The organism is Rhizobium sp. BK591 (genome assembly GCF_014195045.1).
GTDB lineage: Bacteria > Pseudomonadota > Alphaproteobacteria > Rhizobiales > Rhizobiaceae > Rhizobium > Rhizobium anhuiense.
The window spans coordinates 25,341-46,087 of sequence record NZ_JACIAZ010000010.1; the positions used below are offsets into that span (position 1 = coordinate 25,341).

The 20,747-nt window shown below is 56.3% G+C and carries 17 protein-coding genes and 1 pseudogene; 10 read left to right on the forward strand and 8 right to left on the reverse strand.

Going from position 1 to position 20,747, the window contains the following annotated elements; all coding sequences use genetic code 11:
* Positions 1-274 precede the first annotated feature (274 nt).
* Both FHX10_RS32035 and FHX10_RS32040 read left to right on the forward strand, forming a co-directional pair.
* Positions 275-736 carry a hypothetical protein gene (locus FHX10_RS32035; protein WP_132575359.1) on the forward strand — a complete coding sequence of 154 codons (462 nt, stop codon included), beginning with the start codon at positions 275-277 and terminating at the stop codon, positions 734-736.
* A 6-nt stretch (positions 737-742) separates the two neighbouring features.
* On the forward strand, positions 743-1,024 hold the full coding sequence (locus tag FHX10_RS32040; RefSeq protein ID WP_132575357.1) for a hypothetical protein: 282 nt from the start codon (positions 743-745) through the stop codon (positions 1,022-1,024).
* Between the two features lie 479 nt (positions 1,025-1,503).
* Here the strand turns inward: FHX10_RS32040 and paoC are convergent, their stop codons facing one another.
* From paoC to FHX10_RS32060, 4 genes and pseudogenes are all read right to left on the reverse strand, one after another.
* Positions 1,504-3,690: an aldehyde oxidoreductase molybdenum-binding subunit PaoC gene (gene paoC / locus FHX10_RS32045; protein ID WP_132575353.1), complete on the reverse strand. Its 2,187-nt coding sequence runs from the start codon at positions 3,688-3,690 to the stop codon at positions 1,504-1,506.
* Between the two features lie 4 nt (positions 3,691-3,694).
* Positions 3,695-4,645, reverse strand: coding sequence for an FAD binding domain-containing protein (locus tag FHX10_RS32050; RefSeq protein WP_132575351.1), 951 nt, complete (start codon positions 4,643-4,645; stop codon positions 3,695-3,697).
* Positions 4,642-5,286 (reverse strand): aldehyde dehydrogenase iron-sulfur subunit PaoA, encoded by a 645-nt coding sequence (gene paoA, locus FHX10_RS32055; RefSeq protein WP_312862930.1) that lies wholly within the window; start codon positions 5,284-5,286, stop codon positions 4,642-4,644. Before paoA ends, FHX10_RS32050 begins: the two co-directional genes overlap by 4 nt.
* 122 nt (positions 5,287-5,408) lie before the next feature.
* Positions 5,409-5,552: pseudogene (locus tag FHX10_RS32060) on the reverse strand (DUF1403 family protein); the annotation flags it as partial.
* Positions 5,553-5,972: 420 nt separating this feature from the next.
* Here FHX10_RS32060 and ligD point away from each other — a divergent pair.
* Together ligD and FHX10_RS32070 are read left to right on the forward strand one after the other, a co-directional pair.
* On the forward strand, positions 5,973-7,037 hold the full coding sequence (gene ligD / locus FHX10_RS32065) for a non-homologous end-joining DNA ligase (RefSeq protein ID WP_132575347.1): 1,065 nt from the start codon (positions 5,973-5,975) through the stop codon (positions 7,035-7,037).
* Between the two features lie 63 nt (positions 7,038-7,100).
* Positions 7,101-7,874, forward strand: a complete 774-nt coding sequence (locus FHX10_RS32070) for an SOS response-associated peptidase family protein (protein WP_132575345.1) — start codon at positions 7,101-7,103, stop codon at positions 7,872-7,874.
* A gap of 295 nt (positions 7,875-8,169) precedes the next feature.
* Here the strand turns inward: FHX10_RS32070 and FHX10_RS32075 are convergent, their stop codons facing one another.
* Positions 8,170-8,496, reverse strand: coding sequence for a hypothetical protein (locus FHX10_RS32075; protein ID WP_132575426.1), 327 nt, complete (start codon positions 8,494-8,496; stop codon positions 8,170-8,172).
* A 497-nt stretch (positions 8,497-8,993) separates the two neighbouring features.
* Here FHX10_RS32075 and FHX10_RS32080 point away from each other — a divergent pair, with 497 nt between their 5' ends.
* From FHX10_RS32080 to FHX10_RS32095, 4 genes are all read left to right on the forward strand, one after another.
* Positions 8,994-9,542: a hypothetical protein gene (locus FHX10_RS32080; RefSeq protein WP_132575343.1), complete on the forward strand. Its 549-nt coding sequence runs from the start codon at positions 8,994-8,996 to the stop codon at positions 9,540-9,542.
* Between the two features lie 117 nt (positions 9,543-9,659).
* Positions 9,660-10,055 carry a hypothetical protein gene (locus FHX10_RS32085; protein WP_132575341.1) on the forward strand — a complete coding sequence of 132 codons (396 nt, stop codon included), beginning with the start codon at positions 9,660-9,662 and terminating at the stop codon, positions 10,053-10,055.
* Positions 10,056-10,124: 69 nt separating this feature from the next.
* Positions 10,125-10,907: a hypothetical protein gene (locus tag FHX10_RS32090; protein WP_132575339.1), complete on the forward strand. Its 783-nt coding sequence runs from the start codon at positions 10,125-10,127 to the stop codon at positions 10,905-10,907.
* A gap of 515 nt (positions 10,908-11,422) precedes the next feature.
* Entirely contained in the window at positions 11,423-12,583 is a 1,161-nt protein-coding gene (locus FHX10_RS32095) for a DUF3800 domain-containing protein (protein WP_207910836.1), read from the forward strand.
* A gap of 94 nt (positions 12,584-12,677) precedes the next feature.
* Here FHX10_RS32095 and FHX10_RS32100 read toward each other — a convergent pair whose 3' ends face one another.
* On the reverse strand, positions 12,678-14,207 hold the full coding sequence (locus tag FHX10_RS32100) for a hypothetical protein (protein WP_132575338.1): 1,530 nt from the start codon (positions 14,205-14,207) through the stop codon (positions 12,678-12,680).
* A gap of 765 nt (positions 14,208-14,972) precedes the next feature.
* On the opposite strand from FHX10_RS32100, the gene FHX10_RS32105 reads away from it, so the two are divergent.
* Together FHX10_RS32105 and FHX10_RS32110 are read left to right on the forward strand one after the other, a co-directional pair.
* On the forward strand, positions 14,973-18,050 hold the full coding sequence (locus FHX10_RS32105; RefSeq protein ID WP_132575336.1) for an N-6 DNA methylase: 3,078 nt from the start codon (positions 14,973-14,975) through the stop codon (positions 18,048-18,050).
* The gene (locus FHX10_RS32110; protein ID WP_132575334.1) at positions 18,031-18,711 is read left to right on the forward strand and encodes a hypothetical protein; all 681 of its coding nucleotides are present in this window, start codon (positions 18,031-18,033) and stop codon (positions 18,709-18,711) included. The genes FHX10_RS32105 and FHX10_RS32110 overlap by 20 nt, the downstream gene beginning before the upstream one ends.
* Before the next feature lie 124 nt (positions 18,712-18,835).
* Here FHX10_RS32110 and FHX10_RS32115 read toward each other — a convergent pair whose 3' ends face one another.
* Together FHX10_RS32115 and FHX10_RS32120 are read right to left on the reverse strand one after the other, a co-directional pair.
* Positions 18,836-20,041 (reverse strand): XRE family transcriptional regulator, encoded by a 1,206-nt coding sequence (locus FHX10_RS32115; RefSeq protein WP_132575332.1) that lies wholly within the window; start codon positions 20,039-20,041, stop codon positions 18,836-18,838.
* A complete protein-coding gene (locus FHX10_RS32120) occupies positions 20,034-20,729 on the reverse strand; it encodes a hypothetical protein (protein ID WP_132575330.1) in 696 nt (231 codons plus the stop codon). The genes FHX10_RS32115 and FHX10_RS32120 overlap by 8 nt, the downstream gene beginning before the upstream one ends.
* Positions 20,730-20,747: the final 18 nt, after the last annotated feature.

Consider the following 20,747-nt stretch of genomic DNA (forward strand, 5'->3'; position numbering starts at 1 on the left):
GGAACAAGAGCAGGGCGAAATCGTACGCTAAGGGGAACGGGGCGCGAACTCACGCGGCACGCCTTAGCCCAGCCGGAAGGCGGAGCGCTCGGAATCCGTTCGGCATCTGATGTTCCGCATCCCAGGTGTAGATGCCGGTAAGGTTGATATGTTCCCAACTCAGTGGCGAGCTGTGCTTCAGCAATTTTCCTGATCAACATTCCGATCGGACTGATCGGTCTGGCCATGATCCTCCGCTACTCGGTAGCAGGTCCCAGAAACGATACGCGCTCGCTTGATCTGCCTGGACAGGCAGCCGCCATCATTGCACTCGCATCGCTCCAACGCGGCAAATCTCGGTTGGATGCATCCGCGGATTCTCGTGACCCTTACCGTAGCCATCTTCGCCGCCATGGTCTTCATCCTGATCGAGGCGCGAAGCCGGGCACCAATGCTGCCGTTGTCATTCTTCTCCGGTCCTGCTTTCTCAATCGTTTCGCTCACCGGCATTATCGTCAACTTCGCCTATTATGGCCTGATCTTCGGGTTCAGCCTGTTCTTCCAACTGGAGCAGCATCTTTCGAAGACCGGCATCGCCTTCCTGCCCATGACCATTGTTCTCATGGTCATGAACATCATCGCAGGCCGATTGATCACACGCCTTGGCGCACGCCGGCTCATGGTGTTCGGCCTCCTTCTGGCAGCGATTGGATACCTTCTCCTACTTCCCGTCAGTGTCAGCGGCTCGTACTGGTGACTGGTCGTGCCGATGCTAATGGCGGCAAGCGGCATCGCGCTGATGGTGCCGACGATGACAAATGTAACGCTCTCCTCGGTCGAACCATCACGAGCCGGCGCGTCAGGTGTTCTCAACACGGCGCGGCAAGTCGGCGGCATGCTCGGCGTCGCGACGTGCGGCTATTTCGTACGAGATACGGCATCCACCGCGTTCATGCATGGCATGCATCTCTCGCTCATCGTCGCGGTAGTGCTGCTGTTTCTCGGCGCGGCGCTCTCGTTCTTCTGTCTCGACCGGGAGCGTTGAAACGAACACAGGCGCTTAGCGCGCCTTACTGCAATCGGTAGGGCTGGCAAGGCCGCGCCTGACGATGATGATCACTATGTCTGCGCTGTAGCCCCGAAATCCGACGTTCTCGCAGTGCCCTCCGATTTAATCCCGACCATCGTTACTCACAAAATCGATGAACGCGCGTAGCGGCTGGGCCATCTGGCGGCGGCTCGGATAGTAGAGGTAGAAGCCGGGAAAAGGCGGGAACCAGTTGGCCAGCAGGTGGAACAGCCGTCCTGCGGCCCCTTGGTCGCACACCGGATGTTTCTTTGGCGCGTCTTTCCACTGAGGTCCATGCTTCAACCCGTAAATAATCCCACTGACAACACGCCGGTCATTGACGCGAGGGATATCGTGCGCCAGCGCGAAATACGGCCTGATCCGGCCGGATGGCGAGCAACGGGTAGATATCTGAACCTCGCTCTTTCGCGAGGCGGCACGATCCTAGTTGAGCCTCACCCGACAGCAGGAAGCCTGTCTATCATGCGATCCAGTGTTATCGGATAATCCCGAACGCGAATGCCCGTCGCATTATAAGCGGCATTGGCGATCGCGGCAGCTACACCGCAAATCCCGAGCTCGCCAACACCTTTGGCTTTCAACGGTGTCGACGACGCGTCGGTAGTATCCAGAAAGATCACCTCCTGATGCGGGACATCAGCGTGAACCGCCACTTCGTAACCGGCGAGGTCGTGATTGACGAAGTAGCCGCGGCCGAGGTCCGTCGCGAGCTCCTCCGAAAGTGCCGCGCCGATCCCCATCGTCATTCCACCGATAACCTGGCTGCGAGCGGTGGTGGGATTCAAGATGCGGCCGGCATCGCATACCGCGAGCATACGCCGAACACGGACTTCACCGGTGCCGATATGGACGCCGACTTCTACAAAATGCGCGCCAAATGTGGCGAGCACCATGGACTTTTTGAAGTCGCCAAAGGTAATCGTGTCTTCGGCGACCAGTTCTTCATCAGGTGCGACGTCAGAGAGAGGAACTGACCTTGTGGCGGTTTGAACATTGCCACCCTCGAACCGTGGATTGTCCAGTCCAAGTCGTTTGGCGATCGTTTCCTGGAGAGCAAGGCAGGCCGCATATACACCCGCGGTCGAACTCGCTGCGCCAAATTGACCCCCAGATCCTGAGGCCACCGGGAAGGCACTGTTTCCGAGCCGCACTTCTATTGCTTCCATCGGCAAACCCATGGTTTCTGCTGCGGTTTGGGCGATGATCGTGTAGGAACCCGTGCCGATATCCGTCATATCGGTCTCGACGATTAAACGACCGGCCTTAAGCCGCACACGCGCTCCGGAGTCCAGTGTCGGTCCTCCCCGGTAGGCGCCAGCCATGCCGTGACCGATCAACCACATGCCCTCACGCTTCTTACCCGGAGACCTATTACGACCGTCCCATCCGAAGGACTCAGCACCACGTTCAAGGCACTCAACAAAATGTCGCTCGGAAAACGGCATCTTGGGGTCGCTCGGGTTAACCTGGGTATCGTTGAGGACGCGGAACCGAACCGGATCCATGCCGAGTTTCTCTGCCATCTCATCCATGGCGATTTCCAGCGCCATAAGACCCGACGCCTCACCTGGCGCACGCATGTCAGAGGCTTCAGGAAGGTTCATATCCGCCAAGTGATGGATAATCCGACGGTTGGCTCCAGCATAGAAGAACGGCGTTTGCGCCGTCGCGTCTTCGCCCCTGCCGCCGGGCAGAGTGTGCGACGCGACTTCATGCCAAATGCCGATGAGGCGGCCGCCCGTATCCGCAGCCAAGCGGATGCGCTGCACTGTGGCAGATCGATGCGTGGTGTTGTTGATCATCATAGGGCGCGGGAGCGCAAGTTTGACCGGTTGGCGCGCAGCGCGAGACCCCACCGCAGCGAGAACCTCATCGGCGCGAAGCCAGAGCTTGCCGCCGAAGCCGCCGCCGATGTATGGGCTTTCCACACGAATTTTATCTTTATCGATTCCAAATGTAGTTGCCAGGGAATCCCGGTTCCAGTTGATCATCTGGTTCGAGGTCCATACTGTAAGTCGGTCGCCGTCTGACCAATCAACGATAGACGCGTGCGGCTCCATCATTGCGTGGCTATGCGACGGCGTGTGATAAAGCTCGTCCGTGACAACGGCAGCATTCCGGAAGGCAGCCTCAACATCGCCTACATCGGTCGTCGGTTTTCCAGAGCCCTGAACCAGCCTGAAGACAGCATCCAGGTCATAGTCGCCCTCTTCGATCTCGTAGCTGGTTTTGATCAGGGCGGCAGCGGAGCGGGCCTGTTCGAAGGTCTTGGCCACGACCACGGCGATCGCCTGATGGTAGTGCTGCACCTCGTTTCCGCCGAACAATCGTGCAACGTTGTAGAAACCGAGCGGTAGGGGTTCCATTTCCAGCGTTGTAACGACCGCGACAACTCCGGGAGCCGCGCGCGCCGCCGTGGTATCCATGGACGTGATGCGGCCTTTGGAAATCGTCGACCCAAGCGGATAGCCAACGAGCTGGTTGTTTACGACATCATGGCGCTCATAGGCATAGGGTGCGCGACCCGTCACCTTCAGACGTCCTTCAATCCGTTGATGCGGCTTCCCGATGATGGTTGCTTGGTCGAAAATATTCTGATCGGCGGGCTGGTTAAATTCCATCGTCTCACTCCTCGGAAAGCATGGCGGACAAAGTCCGCTCTGCCAACGTGATCTTGAACGCGTTTTCTTCGGTGGGACGTGCTCCCTCGAGCAGTCGCGCCATGACGGCGCGCGCACCATTTGGGAGCTCCGCGTCAGCTTCGGCACGACGCCATGGCTTGGGTGCGACCCCGCCAAGTGCCACCCGACCGCTCCCGTCGGGTTGGCGAATGAGCGCAACCGAAACCAGAGCAAATGCGTAGGACGCACGGTCGCGTGCCTTGTGATACGTCTGGCGGCCGCCTACCGGAGCCGGAAGCGTTACCGAGGTGATCAGTTCGCCCGGCATCAACGCCGTCTCTTTATCGGGCGTATCTCCCGGCAGGCGGTGAAGCTCTTCCAAGGGAATGCGACGGGTAACGCCTGTGGATGTTACTGTCTCAACCACCGCATCGAGGACGCGTAGCGCGACCGCCATATCCGACGGATGGGTTGCGATGCAGGCATCCGAGGTGCCGATGATTCCAAGCTGCCGGGAAAACGCGCCTTGGCTCAATGCCGCACAGCCCGAACCTGGGTTCCGCTTGTTGCAGGGCTGCGCTGTATCGTAAAAATACGGACAGCGTGTTCGCTGTAGAAGATTGCCGGCGGTTGTCGCCTTGTTGCGCAACTGTCCAGAAGCACCCGCGACAAGTGCTCTGGTCAGGACGCCGTAGTCGCGCCGTACTCGTGCGTTGGCCGCGAGATCAGTGTTGAGCACAAGTGCTCCGATGCGCAGACCGCCCTCAGTGGTTTCGGTTATCTTGTGGAGAGCTAGGCCATTGACGTCGATCAAATGGACGGGGGTCTCGATCTCAAGCTTCATGAGATCCAGCAGATTGGTGCCGCCAGCGATAAATCTGGCGCCTGGCACCTGTGCTGCACGAGATGCTGCCGCCACTGGATCGGCAGCTTTTTCGTAGGAAAACGCTCTCATGCCTGCTCCTCCGCGACTTGGGTGATGGCGGCGAGAATGTTGGCGTAGGCGCCGCATCGACAGATGTTTCCGGACATACGCTCGCGGATCTCAGCATCGGTTACTTTGATCAAAGCTGTCAGGTCCTGGGTGACATGGCTTGGAATGCCAGCACGGATTTCATCCAGGACGGCTTTGGCCGACGCTATTTGCCCGGGTGTGCAGTAACCACATTGGAATCCGTCGTGCTCCAGGAAGGCGCTTTGCATCGGATCCAAGTTATCCGGCCCTCCAATTCCCTCGATCGTCGTAACCTCGTCGCCACTATGCATGACAGCGAGGCTAAGACAGGAGTTTACCCGGCGGCCATTCACTGTAACGGTGCAGGCGCCACACTGCCCATGATCGCAACCCTTCTTTGTCCCCGTCAGCCGCAGGTGTTCGCGCAGTGCATCGAGCAAAGTCGTGCGGTTATCGAGCTGAAGCTGTTCTTGTTTGCCGTTGACAACCAGCGAAACGTTCGACTGCTCTGCACCAACAGGTGCTGCTGAGTTGGACTGTTGAGCGCTAGCGCTACGAGGCAAGTGAACAGCAATGGCCGCTGTGGCACCGCCGGCAAGGAATGTTCGGCGGCGCAATTCATATTCGATCGGTGGGCTCACGGAAGATCCTCCAGTCCGGGGTGAATGGGCCTTGCGTAGCTTAAGCGCAAAACCGCAAACTATAACCCCCCGTTCGCTCATAAGGCTTATTAACCCTGCTCACGAAAGCTTCAGTTGCTTTGAACCGGCTCGGCGCCTTTAGTCCTGACCGTCGGAGCAACCGCCAGTAGCCGGGACGCCCATCGATCGATGTGCACGGGGGCGCGAAGTGCGGTATCGATGCCATCGACCAGCGCCAGGCAGATCGCTTTCGGATAGGCCGGCTCATGGCGTGTGTGATACCTGTTACCGGCTTAATAACCGGCGCCAACGGTTCACTATTTCGATTTTCGCGGCGTCCCCTTTAGTTGGCGCCGGCGGCCCGGACGTGCGGAATGTTGCACGCACGGACGCACCACCAAGCACTGCACTGGGCCGCCGTTCACCTGCATCCCGAGCGGACTTAAAGCTCCTACGCCCAAAGGACGCGACTGCGCTCGACAAGGAGGGGCCTTAGGCCAGCCGGAACACCACCCGGGAATATTATCCTGAACATTAGGAAACTGAAGAATACTCAGGAGAATCAGGTGGGTAGCGGCTGGAGGTTTTTTCCGGAGCGTCTGCGAGCGCTACTCCCTTTGTGTGAATTGCGGGGACAAGTCGGCATCGTCACAGTGTCTTTAAGATTTTTCTGCTGAACTGTTGGCATGACCAAGCCTCCGAGATCAAAACCCCTCCTTCGTGATACCGAGGCTCCGATCCGCACAAAGCCGCGCAGGAAGCGCAATCCCGCCCAACCGCAGCTCCCTTTCGATCCCATGCCAGATCGCGTCGAACCCGCGCTAGCGCAACTGAAGGCCTATCCGCCAACGGGAGACGAGTGGAGCTGGGAGCTGAAATGGGATGGCTATCGCCTTGCCGTTCATATCGAGCCCCAAGGGATCCGGATCCTCACGCGTGGCGGCCATGACTGGACGCACCGGTTTCCGGCCATAGAGCAGGCCGCCCGAGCGCTCGGACCGGCAACGATGATCATCGATGGCGAAGCCGTCGTGCTCGACGAAGAGGGGCGGACGGATTTCGGGTTGCTGCAGCAATCGCTGGGCGCATCCGGCAAACAAGCTGGCAACCGTGCCTCCGACGCCGTCCTTTACGCTTTCGATCTTATTTATCTGGACGGGCACGATCTGAGCGGTGTCGAATACCGGTCTCGACGACACCTTCTCGAGGACACGTTAAACGCCCCAGGGAATGACCAGGTCGGCGCCATTCGACTATCTGAAACACTCGATGCCGAACCAGCTGTCCTGCTGGAGCATGTCTGCCGCCTCGGCCTGGAAGGCATCGTCGGCAAGCACCTCGACCGGCCCTATCGCTCGGGCCGGACCGGGGATTGGGTGAAAGTCAAATGCGTCCAGAGCGAGGCCTTCTTCATCGTCGGTTATGAGAGGTCGGCGGCGTCCCCTGCCGGCTTCGGCTCATTAGTGCTTGCCGCCTACCGCGATGCCGATCTCGTCCATGTCGGAAGCGTCGGAACAGGCTTCAAGGAAGCCGAGATCATCAGGTTGCGGAAGGCGCTGGACACGCTGCGATGGAAGCGAAAGCAACCGCCGCTGGCCTATTCCGGAAGCGCCGATGTTGTTTGGGTCCAGCCTACGCTCATTGCCGAGATCGAGTTTCGCGCCTGGTCGACTGACGGGAAACTCCGTCATCCGTCGTACAAGGGCTTGCGAGAACGCCAGGACAATGCCGACGTCTTCCGGCTCGACTAGCGAAACCGGCGCCATGCGCTAGATTGTCCTCCATTCGAGCTCAAGCGGAGTAGATAGCCTACTATGTGTAATCTTTATCGCATGGAAGACAAGGATTGGGTCGCCAAATGGGCCCAGGACGCCGAAAGCCTGATCAACCTGATGCCCGCCTACCAGATGAACCCCGATCAGATGGGGCCGATCGTCCGCAACACCGCCGACGGAAAGATGCAACTGGTCCATGCGCGCTGGGGACTGCCCTCGCCGCGCTTCGCCCTTGAGAAGGCGGCCAAAGCCAAGGCTGAGAAACGTGCCGCCAAGGACAAGGCCTTCGATCTCGAAGACCTGATCCGCATGGAGGCCGACCGCGGCACGACCAACGTGCGCAAGCTCAGTTTTCCGCACTGGAAGCGATGGTTTGGCGTCGAAAATAGATGCCTTGTCCCGATCACTAGTTTCGCCGAGCCGGATCCGGCCAGCCAGGAGGATGGCGGAAACGTGCCCAATGCCTGGTTCGCCCGCGACGAAAGTAAGCCGCTGATGTTCTTTGCCGGTCTCCATGTGCCGCAATGGCTGAGTGTCCGAAAGGTCAGGGATGGTCTCACCACCGATGATCTCTACGGATTCTTGACCACAGATCCCAACGACCTGGTGAAGCCGATCCATGAGAAGGCCATGCCGGTCCTGTTGCTGACGAAGGAAGAGACCGACACCTGGATGCGGGCGCCATGGGAAGAGGCCAAGGAGCTGGCCCGCCCATTACCGAATGATGCGCTGATCATCTCGTCCCGCGAACCGTACCGATCCACGATCGTGTCCAAATCCGGGGAACCGGTGGAACAGGGCAGTCTGCTTTGACGCCTGAACTCAGAGCTTGAATGTATCGGAAAACGAAAAAGCCTGCCGCGGGAGGAGGTGCGGCAGGCTTTTCCAAAAGATTGAACAACGGCTGGGAGGAGGAGTGCCGTTGTTCCGTCAGGCTCCCCTTGGGAGGAGGAGTGGGTCGCCTGAAACACGAAGCTCTGCGGGAGGAGGTGCATTGCTTCGTTGACCTGAAGATATCAGAGGCTGCCCCGACCGCCAGCGCTCAGATCGCAGTGCAGCCATGCATTTGCTGCAACGCAATATAAATCCTGTGCTTGTTGGTCGGCCATTATGGTCGAGGTGCCCCCTTCTCTCTGCTGGGCTCGAAACCGAGAACGAATTCGATCACCTTGGCGGAGGACATTTCGCACGGCCTCAGTGTCGGCCCAGGTCCAGCCAATCGATAGAGGTTGAAGCTGACGATTTCGGTTCCGCTGAGCTCCTCGCCATAGAGCCAGATTCGTTTGCCATCCTCCGACCGCTTAACGGTCACGCCCCATGATCCATTACCAAAATGTCCATCGACATAACCGTCCGGTAATTTCGCCAGCGCGTCGTCAAACGCCGCTTGAATTGATGGAGGTGCTTTGCCACCGGCGGTCATGGTGCGAGGCATCGAGGCCGGACGTAACGTTCGACAACACGGACATGTCGTTTGATCCGGTGCACACGTGTAATCGCGGTCCGGCGGAAGAATCTCAATGCCGAATTCCGACAGCGTATCGGCCGCGCTTCGATCCATGGCGACGCTATAGTAAGCTTCGACGGCTGCACAAGCCGGCAGAGATGCCTTCAAGGACGATCCAGTTCGAATACAGTGCCACGGCCATAGAGGAACGCAATTTGGGTCCGCGAGCGGACTGACAGGTCTTGGCCACCAACCGAGAGATAGCTGTCATTTGTCGGAGGCGGTCAGCGTGACCGCTTCCGAACCCAAACTGGCCACTTGCCAACCAGCCAAAGCGTGGGACGGGCTTCGGGAATTCCGGTTCTCTTAGTTCATGAAAGCGGTCGGGCCAATTGTTTGGATACGATAATTATGGGATAGAAACCACTTTTCGACATAATTGATGTGGAGGATGCGCACCTCTGCGTCAGTTTGTGGGAATTTGGATGCCCATCGAGCGTACTTGGAAGTATCTCCGCCACAACGATGACGGCGGTAGCGCACGAAGTCTCCGGGTTCTTCCCGAGGATTTTACACGAGTTGAAGACGCACAGCGGTTCTCCCAAGCAGAGATTGCAACAATGAACACCTGCGCTGTGGATTACATCCAAGCCGACGAAAGATGGTACTCAGCGTACAAGGTGTTTGTTGCGGAAGAGCATCGACGATTTCTCGTTTGTCTTGCTAACTACATCTACAATGAGGTGGTTGCTCCCCATGCGAGGCCATGGGTCGGTGCCCAAGATTTCTACAAACACTTCATGTCTCAAAGAGGTGGCGGGAAAAAAGAGCGCAGCCTGCGAGACCTTTCCACGGCGTATGATGAAGCGGACTTTGTTTCCTCCGAGAAGGAAGATAACGCGACCATGCTGTACTTCACCGCATGGCAAAAACGTGCCCTTCTCATCGCCATGGGCGTGCGGAAAAATACGCCAACACAAGAAGCTGTAACAGTGAAGTTCCTCAACCAACATCTGAGCGGACCTTCAAAATAGCGCGGCAAAATTTGCCGCTACTTTGGCTTCATCTTCTCCATTTCAATAGGCTCCCCATAGATCGCTTTTGACGATCCCGGGGCGGACCCCCGGTCGTTCCAGAAATGGGAGTCACCGATGAAGTCTATTCGCAACGCCACATGGAAAGGTGGGTCGGCAGCGGCGCTGAGCCTAACAGCTCTTGTTTATGCTGCTCCCGCCCGCGCCGATAGCACTGTGGTCGTCTGCGAAGCGGCCCTGGCCGCTCCGCCCTCAGTAATTGCATGCGCCGGCGTCGGTGTACTACTCCACGAGTTCATCTTATCGGACAGGCCTTTTGGTCCTAACGGCGAGCTGAGAAAGATCATTCTGGCTCCCGTGAATATCGTGGACGGCAACTTCAAGGGTGCATACCGCGAGTCTGGCGAATTCGCAAAAGTGCTGCGCGTCGTCATAGGCATTAGCGCTCAGGACATCGGTCGCTACGGCATCTTCGGCGGCCCGAACTCGATTTTTCGCAAGCCGTTCGGCTGACTAGCAAGTGGCGAGTCTTGAGCTCGCCACCCCACTCCACCCCAAATTATCCGAAGAAGGAGCAGTGTCATGAAAAGGTTTCTCTTGGTCTCGGCGTTGGGATTGGCCACCCTGAGCGTTACTCCCGCTTTCGCCGCCGGCGCATTCGACTTTCTCGATCCGTGCATCAAGGCTCGAAGCGATTTCTCAGAGCAACGGCAGCAGATGAGGGAGAAGTTCGTGGCGGCGAGCGCCAGTATCGACACCATGAACTATACGCCCGAATTCCGCGCGGCGTGGCTCAAAGCAAAACGAGAACAGGCGCGTCCGGTATTTGATGAACAGGTCGCCCCTGTGCTGGCGAACTACAAGGTGACGGACATGGACGGTGCGTTCGGAGCTTGGTTTGACGATATGATCGCCTCTATCGCACCCTCTGACCTGGATGCGCTCATCAATACGACCTTTCGCACGCTGGCAAAGGAAGAGGTTACTCAATATGGAGCGCAGACCGAGGACGAGTACACCAATGCCAAGAACGACCTCGATGGTTCGTGCAAAAGCGATGTCGGCAATCAGGTCGTTCGTGTGGCGCTCGCGCCAATCGGCTGGATTGGCGGTAACTTTGAAGCGGCGAAGGACGAGCACAATCTCGTCACGCAGGTGTTCAAGGCGGTGAGCGGCGTTAGCCCTAAGGACATCGCAAAGCACGGCATCTTGGGCGGCGAGAATTCCGAACTTCGTAAGCTCGCTAACGTGATTGCCGGCGGCGAGAATTCTGAAGTGCGCAAAACTTTGCGGTTCCTGGACCCGTCGAATACCGATGGCATTTTGGGCGGGTCGAACTCGGTTTTCCGCAAGCCATTCGGGTAATAATAGATGGCGGGTCCCAAGCGGCCCGTCATCTCTTCATGATGAAAATTATCTTCGAAACGGTGCGTTATTCAAAAATAGCGCACCGTTTTCCCCGACTACCAATCTCAATGGCTTGCACAGAGCGCACTCTCCACCCGTCTCAGACATTCAAAAATAACCTAAGCAGACCGGCGGATATTGGGAGCCGTCGACGCGGATGGAACGACCGAATAAGCGGGCGCAAAGCCGTCGTTGAGCGTGAACCGCAGTTGGCATCGAGCAAGATGTGCCTGATCAAGGTCATCGCCTTGATGGGATGTGAACCTCCGGTCAGCTCCCTTTACTTTGTTAAAGCTTTGGAAATCAATCAGATTTTCTCAAGTTTCCGATGACTGTGCTGTCAAGGAACGCGCACTGCTGATCCACGGTCGCCACGTCTGGCTAATAGAGGAGCTTAGACAAGCGCGCCGAGCTCGTTTCCCTTTCTCCTGCGAACAGTGTCCCTTGACATCCATATGACCTCGAGGTCTTCCTTGACTAAGGACGAGCGGGGACAACAGCTGGTGTATTACTATATCGACGAGAGCGGAAATACGGGCCTGAATTTGTTCGATGTCCATCAACCTAAACTGTACTACGGCGTCCTAGGTTGCCCTGCTAATCTGGACATTGTAGCGGAGCCCCTGCTATCCGACTTGAGGAGCGAATTGGGCGTGAAGCGCATTCATGCCGCGGAACTTGGTGCTGGGCGCCTAATCCCCATCGCTGACAGGATAGTTTCATTCAGCAGGAAGCATGACTTGCGGTTCTCGATGCTGAAGGTCACGAAACCGGATCACGCGATCATATGCTTCTACGACCAGGTCTTCGACTCTGGCGTCAACGATGCAGTGTCATGGCATCATTACTTCACCCCGCTCCGTTATGTCATGCTGTTCAAAGTCGCGTCGCTGTTCGACGAGCGGCTTAGAAAAGCTGCTTGGGCGGCACGGAGAGAAACCAATGCAGCAAGATGCGCAGAAGCTTTGGCCGCGCTTTGCAACGCTCTAATCGCACGTGTGGACAGGCTGGTAGATCAGCGCTCCCAGGAGCTCGTGACTGGGGCGCTGAAGTGGGCTGCGGCAAACCCGTTCGATATCGGCTATGGCGCGGGCAACCATGATACTGCACTACAGATTTCGCCCAACCTCGTGGGCTTTCAGCAGGTGATGCAAGTCATGGCGGTCCAATCGGCGAAGAAGAGGCGCACCGTACGCAAAATCACCGTAGATCGGCAGACTGAATTCAACAAAGCACAGGGAGAACTTGCCAGCTGGTACGAGAATCTGAGGTCAGCCAAGCACACGACTGACCTGGGACCGGGCATGCCGAAATTTGATTATTCCATGATGCCGGACGTGCCACCCACGTTTATTCCAGGTGACGAAAGCGCAGGTCTGGAGTTGGTCGATGTCACGCTATGGATCGCAAAGCGACTGGAAGAGCATAAAGATGTGCCGACCGAGCTTCGAAAGGTCTTCATCACCCAAGCGAAACGAGGGCTAGTTGACGAGGTGTCGCTCGACGCGCTGGACAAGAGGTGGCGTCACCTTGCGCGGTTGCCAGAGCCAAAGACCCCTATGCCAGCGGACATCAAAGCTTATTTCGATGATTTGGAAGCGAAGCGCAAAACGACTATAGCGGCTATCGGCTAGCTCGTCCTCGACCCTATTCCCATTAGTGCGGCTCCCGTCTTAAAAGCGCCCGATCAGCCTTCTGAAGGAAAATATGAATTGAGCCACTGCGTCATTAAGCACCTTGTAAGACGAGCTGCGCCCTCTGACTGAAGTCGCCGATTCTGCTGAAAGGCAAGACCCGTAGATCGTCGGTCACGACGGGAAAGCGTGAAACCAGCATGTGCTGGACGCGATCGAGCCCGATCTTCGTCTTCAGAAGGTGTTCACGGCCCACTTCCTTTTGTAGCGCCCTTTCGTATGCTCTCACCAAGCTCCTATTGTATCTTGCAAAGCGTTCCGCGTTGGAGTCGACTTGGTCCAGATGCCGGAAATTGTTCTTACACTGAACGTTCCAGATTATACCCTCTCGCACTGTAACCACGTCGAATTCAGCGCGGCCGACGCGTGTGATGGCCTGCAGCGCGAAGCCCTGCTTTCCCAGTTCTGCGGCGACGGCGTCCTCGAAAATAAACCCCGACCTGATCTGGTACCGTTTTTTTCGGTCAAGACTGCGAGCACGCCAGTTGTATAAGAAACGGCTGAGCAGAGTCACGGTAGACCGATATACTCCGCCGACCAAGACCATCGGCGCATACGTCGATAGGCAGTTCGAATAGTCGCCGGAGCGATTTACGAAGGCATCTTTCAGCGCCTTAGATGCTGAGAACCGGCGAAAAAGCCGCTCAAGGTCAGGAGGTGTAATTGCGATCCAGAAATCGCGGTCGATATAATCGTTGGAAAGCTTGCGGATGAGCTTTGAGCATGCGGGAAAGTCGGACGCTGTAAGATCAAATTCTGCATAGGCTGCCTCGATAAACGCTATATCATTGCGAAGCTCCGCCGCCGAAAAGAGCCTGTCATCGCGAACCTGTTCGCGCTTTCTCAGGATTTCCAGTCCTTCTTCGTTTATTGGCATGTCAACGATTGGTGCCCGTTCTGGCTCCAGGAACAGCGGGCTCAACATAGCAAGTTCGGACTTCGAATCGTCGGACAGGTTCAAGCTTTGGCGCGCAAACCTGACGTTGAGCACGGTTTGGCAGCCAGACATTGGAAGGGCGTGCAGCTCAACAAGCGGTAGGACGACGTTCAAAGTGTCCAGCGGATGCAGAGGCTTAACGCCCCGGCAGACGTGCGGCATGAGCTGGAGCACAGCAACAAGATGTCTGCGGCGAGACTGGAAATAACCAATCATCGAGCCGACGTCTGCGAGGCCTTCTTCAGCCGTTTCGATACCGTGCATGGCAAAGGAGTGCCTTATGGCAAAACACTGGACCATCAAGTTTCCAAACCGGGCCGCAAAGTTTGCGTTGAACCTAACGGTGAGCCATTCCCTGATCCAGATGAGATAGGTCGGTTCGACAAGAAATCTTTCGACGCGTGTCGCGAAGAGCTCTGCGATGACTGCCTCCTCTTCTGCTGACCAATCGACGACGAGCAGATTGATGCACTCTTCTATGGCTCTGAGCGTGTCCAGCCATGAGAAAATGGCCGTCTTCTGCTCATAAGTCCCCAGTTGGTCGCGGATCACGCTCTCATTCAAACCGATCCTTACTAGGATCTCATCGCTGCTAAGCGCATGCGGCATGCGGTCGTCCATGATCATTGTCACCCCTCCCCTGCGTGTCTCATCTGTCAGGCTGAGAAGGCGCCCAGAATAATCAGGGCATGCTCGGCCGTGTCGTCGTAGGTGCTTCAGCGAAAAGTCCCCGGCTAACTCTTTAATTTGTTGAGCGATAACAGGGCCGGCCAGGCTAATGCAACCATAGTCTATTTACGGTTCAGATCGGGTATGTTACCCATTCTGGGAGATCGGGTACAATACCCGATCATTCAGGCCTGTTATGAAATTTGTCACAACCCCCGACGCGTCGCTGTTGACTGGACTTTCGACCGCCACTCTTCGTGAGTGGACAAGCCGACGCGCCCTTATTCCAGCTGACTTCCCTCCAAAGAGCAAAGGCTCGCCTGCCGGATTCACATGGCAGACAGTCCTCCTTCTAAGAATTGCAGCTGCCTTGCGAGACAGGTTTCATCTGGAGCTTCAGTTTCATCAATCTCTATTTACGAGCCTCAAGACTGGTCTAAGAAAGACGTCGTTCATCGCACTTCGAGACAAGACGCTAATCCTGGAAGGGGGGAACCTATGGTCTTTGGAAGATGAAGCCTCGCGAGCACCTTCTCGCGACGGCATCTTGATTGTCCTGCACCCACATCTTGAAGTTCTGGCAAGGGGCTTTGGGTTATCATTGCCTACAAGATCGACCGGTCAGCTCGAGCTTTTTCCTGTCCGCGCACTTGATCCGGTCGACCATGCTTCGATTGGCATCAGCCTCGTCCAGCCCGACGCTGGGAAGCGGCGGAGATCAGTGTGACAAGTCCGGCGTTCAAGCTAGCTTTAGAGGCGACCGGATACCTCAGCGCGACCGGGCGATTGGCTCCTGGCTTCGTATCGGCTGAGGATCCACGCGCGGCGAGACTGCGGGCGGTATTCTCTGATGATGTCGTCGGTCTGAATGCAGACGCAATTTTCTCTGCACAGAACGCTCCAACCAGCATCTTCAAAGATGCCGGTTTCACGGCTCCCAGCGAAATCGATTTGCGACGGTGGCAGGAAGCCGCGTGGAATGTCGGCGTCGCACCCCTTCTCTGGGTTGTCACTCCGACCGACATACGGATCTACGACTGCTACGCGTCACCTGAGCAAGATGGCTCCATAATAAATGGCGAACCACGCGTACTCGACAGTTTCGTTCTAAGTTCAGCGGATCGGCTGCGTGATCTTGATGCGCAGTGCGGACGAATCGCGACTGAGACCGGCGCCTTTTGGGCCAGTGCTATCGGCTCCAAGATCGATAGGCGACACAGGGTCGATCGCGAACTGCTCGCGGAGATCAGTGCGCTAGAAGATCGTCTTACCGCGCTGGAAAAGAACAAGAGCGTTCGCGACCTGGCTCATGCTCGCGACATTGCTCAACGCTTCATCGGTCGTTGCATTTTCACATGGTATCTCTTGGACAGAGGGATCGCACAGTCTTTTCTACCTCCTGAAATGCCGGCAGACCTAAGCGAGATGTTTGCTACGCCCGAAAGAGCTTTTGCACTTTTCGACTGGCTAAGGATGACGTTTAACGGCGACCTGTTCCCGATGGATGACCCGGGTGCTGAGCGAGAACAACTTACCTCGCAACACCTTGAACTTATCAGGGATTTTGTTGAAGGTCGCAGCCTTATTTCAGAACGATATGGTCAAGGACGGCTGTTCCGCTTCCGCTTCAACGCTATCCCGATTGATCTAATCAGCTCCATCTATCAGCAGTTTGCACGGACAAGCGCCGCGGATGAGGCGAGATCGCAGGGTCTTCATTACACGCCCGTGGAACTCGTGCATTTGACGCTCGACCCTGTTTTCGAGGGGTTGCCGCATGACGCGCGAATAATCGATCCGGCGTGCGGTTCTGGTGCTTTCCTTGTGGAGGCATTCCGTCGGTTAGTTTGGAGAGCATCTGAGGGGAAACCGGTCGGCCGGAAGCTGGTACGCCACATACTTTACAATCAGCTTTTCGGTATTGACATCAACCGGTCGGCTCTCGGCATTGCTGCGTTCAGCCTCTACTTGGCAGCTCTCGAACTGGATGAAGACCCGATCGATGATATCGCCGACTTAAAATTTGATCGGCTCATCAACACAACTCTGTTTGAAGCAGATTCCCTCGCCGACCAGCTGCCAGAGAAAATTACCAAATCTCGCTTCGACGCCGTCGTAGGCAATCCGCCGTGGACTTTCGTGACGACAGGGGTGAAAAAACGTCGCTCACCTGATGCGTCGACGCTAAGGCCACGGCGTAGCCCTGACCAGGCGTTTCTCGGACTCGCAGCCGACTTGGTCGGGGACGTGGGCCGAATTGGCATGGTGATGAAAGCGACTCCGTTTTTCTCGAAAGACACGCATGCGGTCGCTGCGCGCGCCCATTTGTTGGAGCGGCTGGCACCTTCAGCTCTAATCAATTTGTCATACCTTCGCCGCGAAGAACTTTTCCCAGATGCGGTTGGGCCTGCTCTGCTTTTCTTTGCTCGTTGCGCATTGGGGCCAGATAAGACTCGCCTGCTCGTGGGATCCATTCCTTGGACGCCAGATTTTCGTCGTACCGGCGTGTTCCACCTTGGCCCGGGTGAAATCAGATCCGTTCCCTTGAAACAGGTCCTGGCAACACCACCCTTCCTAAAGGCAGCGACGTTTGGGACCGTGCGTGATGGCTGGCTGATCGAGCGCCTTGAAAGGGAGTTTCCAACACTCGATTGGGCATTGACTGATCTCGGCATCGCCAAAAGGCAGCATCGCGGTCAAGGATTCAAGGTGAATGGCGCTGGGCAAAGCGCACCGCCAGATCATTATTTTGATTTGCCGGTGATCACTCCCGACGTGTTCAACCCTTTTCGGTTGCAACTCGAAAATCTGCACAAGCTTACCCACAAAACACTACACCGAACCAGGAGCCCTTCTATCTTCAAGGGGCCGCTATTGGTCTGTTCGAAAGCAGGCTCCGACGCCGGCGCCGAGCGTGGTCGATTTAGCGCGGCCGTGTTCGAACACGATGCACTCTACAGCGAGAACTTTACGGGTGTCTCATTCGCAACTTCAGACCAACCTCTAGCGTATGTCCTCAGCGGGATACTGAACTCAAGCATCGTTTCGTTTCAGCTCGCTATGGGTGGACCGACTTGGGGTCTAGAGCGACCGACAGTCCTGCCACATGATCTGTTGTCTTTGCGTATCCCTCACCTGAATACCGCCGACACCAGCCTCTTAAGGGCGGTGATCGACGCAGAGAGCCTCGCGGCCAACCATCCTGGTGACCATCAAGTACTCTCCAGATTAGACGAGGCTGTTTTCGATCTCTACGACCTTGAGCGCGATGAGCGCGTATTAGTCCGGGAGAGCGTTTCACGGGCCCGTTACCTGATATTTGAAAATCGCGGCGAGAGAATTGGGCTTACGGCATCGCCAGATTCAGACTGCCTCAGGGCTTATGCAGCCCAGGTTACTGGTTCAGTCGACGCTTACCTTCGCGCACGGAATGAGCGACATCTTGAGGCTATTGTGTATCCAACGAAATTGGAGAATGGCAATCTAGCAGCCGGTGTTCCGGGTATCACCGCCGTTAGGTTTATGATGGCACCTGGAGGTCCTGGCGAGAAGCCTGTTGTTCGTATCGGAGACGCAAAGGAGCTCGGATCGCTGACAAACCTATTAAGGGGCCAGCTTGAGGCGGACATACCTCCCTATCTCAATGAACGACGGCAAATGCGTTTGTATAGCGATGAAGATCTTTTTATTCTAAAACCGTCCGAGACGCGTTGCTGGACTCAAACACTAGGCCTCAACGACGCCGACGCCATTCTCGCTGATCACTGGGTACGGAGGCGGGATGTCCCTTCTCGCGCCTGACGGTCCTGTTGGACGCCCTACATTCGCGTTGTCAGACGACCAAATTGCGACAGTAGTGGATCTCGTATGCCGTGGAAGCTCTGCCGCTCGTAGCGATCTCACCGCTGGGATGCTTGAGGTGCCAATCACGATTGTAGTTCGCAAAGCCATGAGGCGCGTGAAGAAAACGCTCGGGCTCACCAATCTGCAGATTCGTGGCGAAGTCGAGCTTGAGGACATGTCAACGAACGATCCAACTCTTCTAGGTCGGATCGATATAACTTTGCAGTTCATGCATCAATTCGGTGATGAGGACGCGTACGTAGCCATTGAGTGCAAACGCGTCCACGCGGGCGATACAGGCTTAAACGCGCGCTACGTAACTGAGGGAGTGGATCGGTTTTTCAAAAGCAGATATGCCGCCGGACATGACTGGGGTTTCATGCTTGGCTATGTATTAGCTCTGCCGGCTTCCGATGTGGTCAAGTACATCGATGCTCGTCTCGTGAAGATCTACGGCAAGAATGCTGGTCTCGCAGCGACGGATCAGCACGCACAATCTTTAGCCGTGCTTGAGGGCGCGCTCGTGCAAAACGGTGGAGATCATAAAATCCGGCTGAGGCATATTTTCGTTGATATGCTTCCTGCTTCAAAAGCCACAGTCGAGTCCGCGACGGCTTGAGATACCGCGGCGCAGGCCAACGGCGCGGTGGTATAGGTCGACACGCGGCGATGAATAACTTTGCCGCCGAACCACTTGCGAACTCGACACAATCACTTGACATCCATCGGATGATATTCCGTGCTCAACTCCGAAGTCGCTGTGGAAATCTGACGATCTCGCCTGTCTCCAAATCGGTTGCTTCGACGACCGTTGGCGGCTTGAGAAGATAGCTCACCGAGTCAAAGCTTTTCATGCCTGCGTCGGTTAGGCCGACAAGTTGAAGGATTTCCTTCCGAGGCAGTGCCAACATATGTTCAAGGAAGTCCTGAGAGTAGTCTCCCGACGCAACAAGGGCTTCGACACCCCTACGAAGCATCCTTGGACGCTCCATCACCATCACGTCATCGAACGGCTCGGGCTGCCTCCAGTCTCTCCGGTTCATGGAGATGTAAAGCCGCTTTTTTGCCTCGACGTCGATCATACCAAGGTCGAACGCCCGGGCAATCATTGCGGCAATCGACATGCCCCATCTCTTTTTCAAGGCACAAAAATAATCAAGTGACGGTATGGTGACTTCGTCCCAGAAGCTTTCCTTTGGAAAAAGGAAAGCTCCGGCAAACCGATGCGCCTGCTTTTCGATAATCTTGTGTAGGTCGGGATCGCGGTTCTGTTCCGCCGTGACATTTTTATGCAATACAAGATGTCCAAGCTCGTGGGCCACATCGAACCGAGCTCTTGCGGCTGTCGCGCTGTGGACATTCACACCGATAAAACTACGTTTGAGCAATGGCGACCGAAAGAAGAAGCCATCTTGCTTTTCGGAAGGGATATCCAGCATTGCGACCGGAATTCCTGCATTCTCAACGCTGAGTACGACATCCCGGATCGGTAGGCTGCGCAGCTGCCATTGCCGGCGTAATTCGCTTGCGCATTTCTCGATCATCACCGGTGATATCAACCGTACGTCGCTGGGAAGGTCGACTTCGGGGATTGCCTGCTCAGGAAAATCGAGTTCCTCTTCGAGTGTCCAGAACAATTCGCAGAGCCATTTCATACGTTGTTCGGTCATCTCGCGGGCGGCCTTCGTCTCCGCGACCTGGTCGCGCCAGAAAACCGTTCCCAAACTCTCTGACCAAGCCTTCCGGGTAAAGAATTCGACTGGAAAAGCCAAGGCTATGGCAATAGCCTCAAGATTATCCTGGGTCGGTCGGTCTTGGTTTGCCTCATAGCGGGTTATAGCCATCGACGTCACGCCGATCTTATCAGCAAGCGCGTTCTTACGGAGGCCGCTCGCCAGCCGAGCTTCCGTTAGTTTCTCACCCGAAAAATTTGCGACACCCTTAACCATTGGATCGCAACACGCCCTTCCCGTTCTTCCTTCTCACGATAACGCGGTCTTCCTGTATGCTGTGGCCGTACTTTGAGGCGCCAATATCGGTGCGTGCGCCTCCAAACATCGCAAGATCATGGAGATCAAGCCTCACGATCCAGTTTTCATAATCGGCGTCAGGGATCGCGAGCATTAATGCGCCAAGTTCGCACTCTCGCTCTCCAAACCTTGATCCGCATGCTCCATGGAGTAGAACCGCAAGGAGGCCGTCAGACCAGTTGAGCAATTGGGGCGGACGGTCTCCAAGATCTAGTTCGAGTTGGGTAATGATACCCGCATGCCGGCTGATTTCTTGTTTATAGTCCGCTGCACGCGGCCGACCACCATAGAGTGCATCCATCGGCTCCTGCATCACGATGACCCGTCCGGCCTTCACCAGCAGCTTTCCCTGACCATTACAAGCCAAGCGCTTGATGTCGTAAGGAATGTCGTGCTTTTGGGCGGCGCGGATTAGGGCCTTAGATATCGCCGTGCTGCGACCCCGGGCGAATTCATAGTATCGCTGGTCGGGTGATATCAGCGGCTCTTCAGCCAGCCTGTCATAAAGTTGTCGATACTCCCAAGCCGCAAAATTCGTCATACTCTCGACGAACGACGGTGTCAGTTCATTGCAGACGACATCTCTGAGCTCGTCACCCGGACGCATGAATCACCTCATGTCAGA

Coding starts and splice junctions, on each gene's coding strand:
- paoC (WP_132575353.1), bottom strand. CDS start 3,690: ATGGAATTTAACCAGCCCGCCGATCAGAATATTTTCGACCAAGCAACC.
- FHX10_RS32050 (WP_132575351.1), bottom strand. CDS start 4,645: ATGAGAGCGTTTTCCTACGAAAAAGCTGCCGATCCAGTGGCGGCAGCA.
- ligD (WP_132575347.1), top strand. CDS start 5,973: ATGACCAAGCCTCCGAGATCAAAACCCCTCCTTCGTGATACCGAGGCT.
- FHX10_RS32070 (WP_132575345.1), top strand. CDS start 7,101: ATGTGTAATCTTTATCGCATGGAAGACAAGGATTGGGTCGCCAAATGG.
- FHX10_RS32075 (WP_132575426.1), bottom strand. CDS start 8,496: ATGCCTCGCACCATGACCGCCGGTGGCAAAGCACCTCCATCAATTCAA.
- FHX10_RS32080 (WP_132575343.1), top strand. CDS start 8,994: ATGCCCATCGAGCGTACTTGGAAGTATCTCCGCCACAACGATGACGGC.
- FHX10_RS32085 (WP_132575341.1), top strand. CDS start 9,660: ATGAAGTCTATTCGCAACGCCACATGGAAAGGTGGGTCGGCAGCGGCG.
- FHX10_RS32090 (WP_132575339.1), top strand. CDS start 10,125: ATGAAAAGGTTTCTCTTGGTCTCGGCGTTGGGATTGGCCACCCTGAGC.
- FHX10_RS32100 (WP_132575338.1), bottom strand. CDS start 14,207: ATGATCATGGACGACCGCATGCCGCATGCGCTTAGCAGCGATGAGATC.
- FHX10_RS32110 (WP_132575334.1), top strand. CDS start 18,031: ATGTCCCTTCTCGCGCCTGACGGTCCTGTTGGACGCCCTACATTCGCG.
- FHX10_RS32115 (WP_132575332.1), bottom strand. CDS start 20,041: ATGGTTAAGGGTGTCGCAAATTTTTCGGGTGAGAAACTAACGGAAGCT.
- FHX10_RS32120 (WP_132575330.1), bottom strand. CDS start 20,729: ATGCGTCCGGGTGACGAGCTCAGAGATGTCGTCTGCAATGAACTGACA.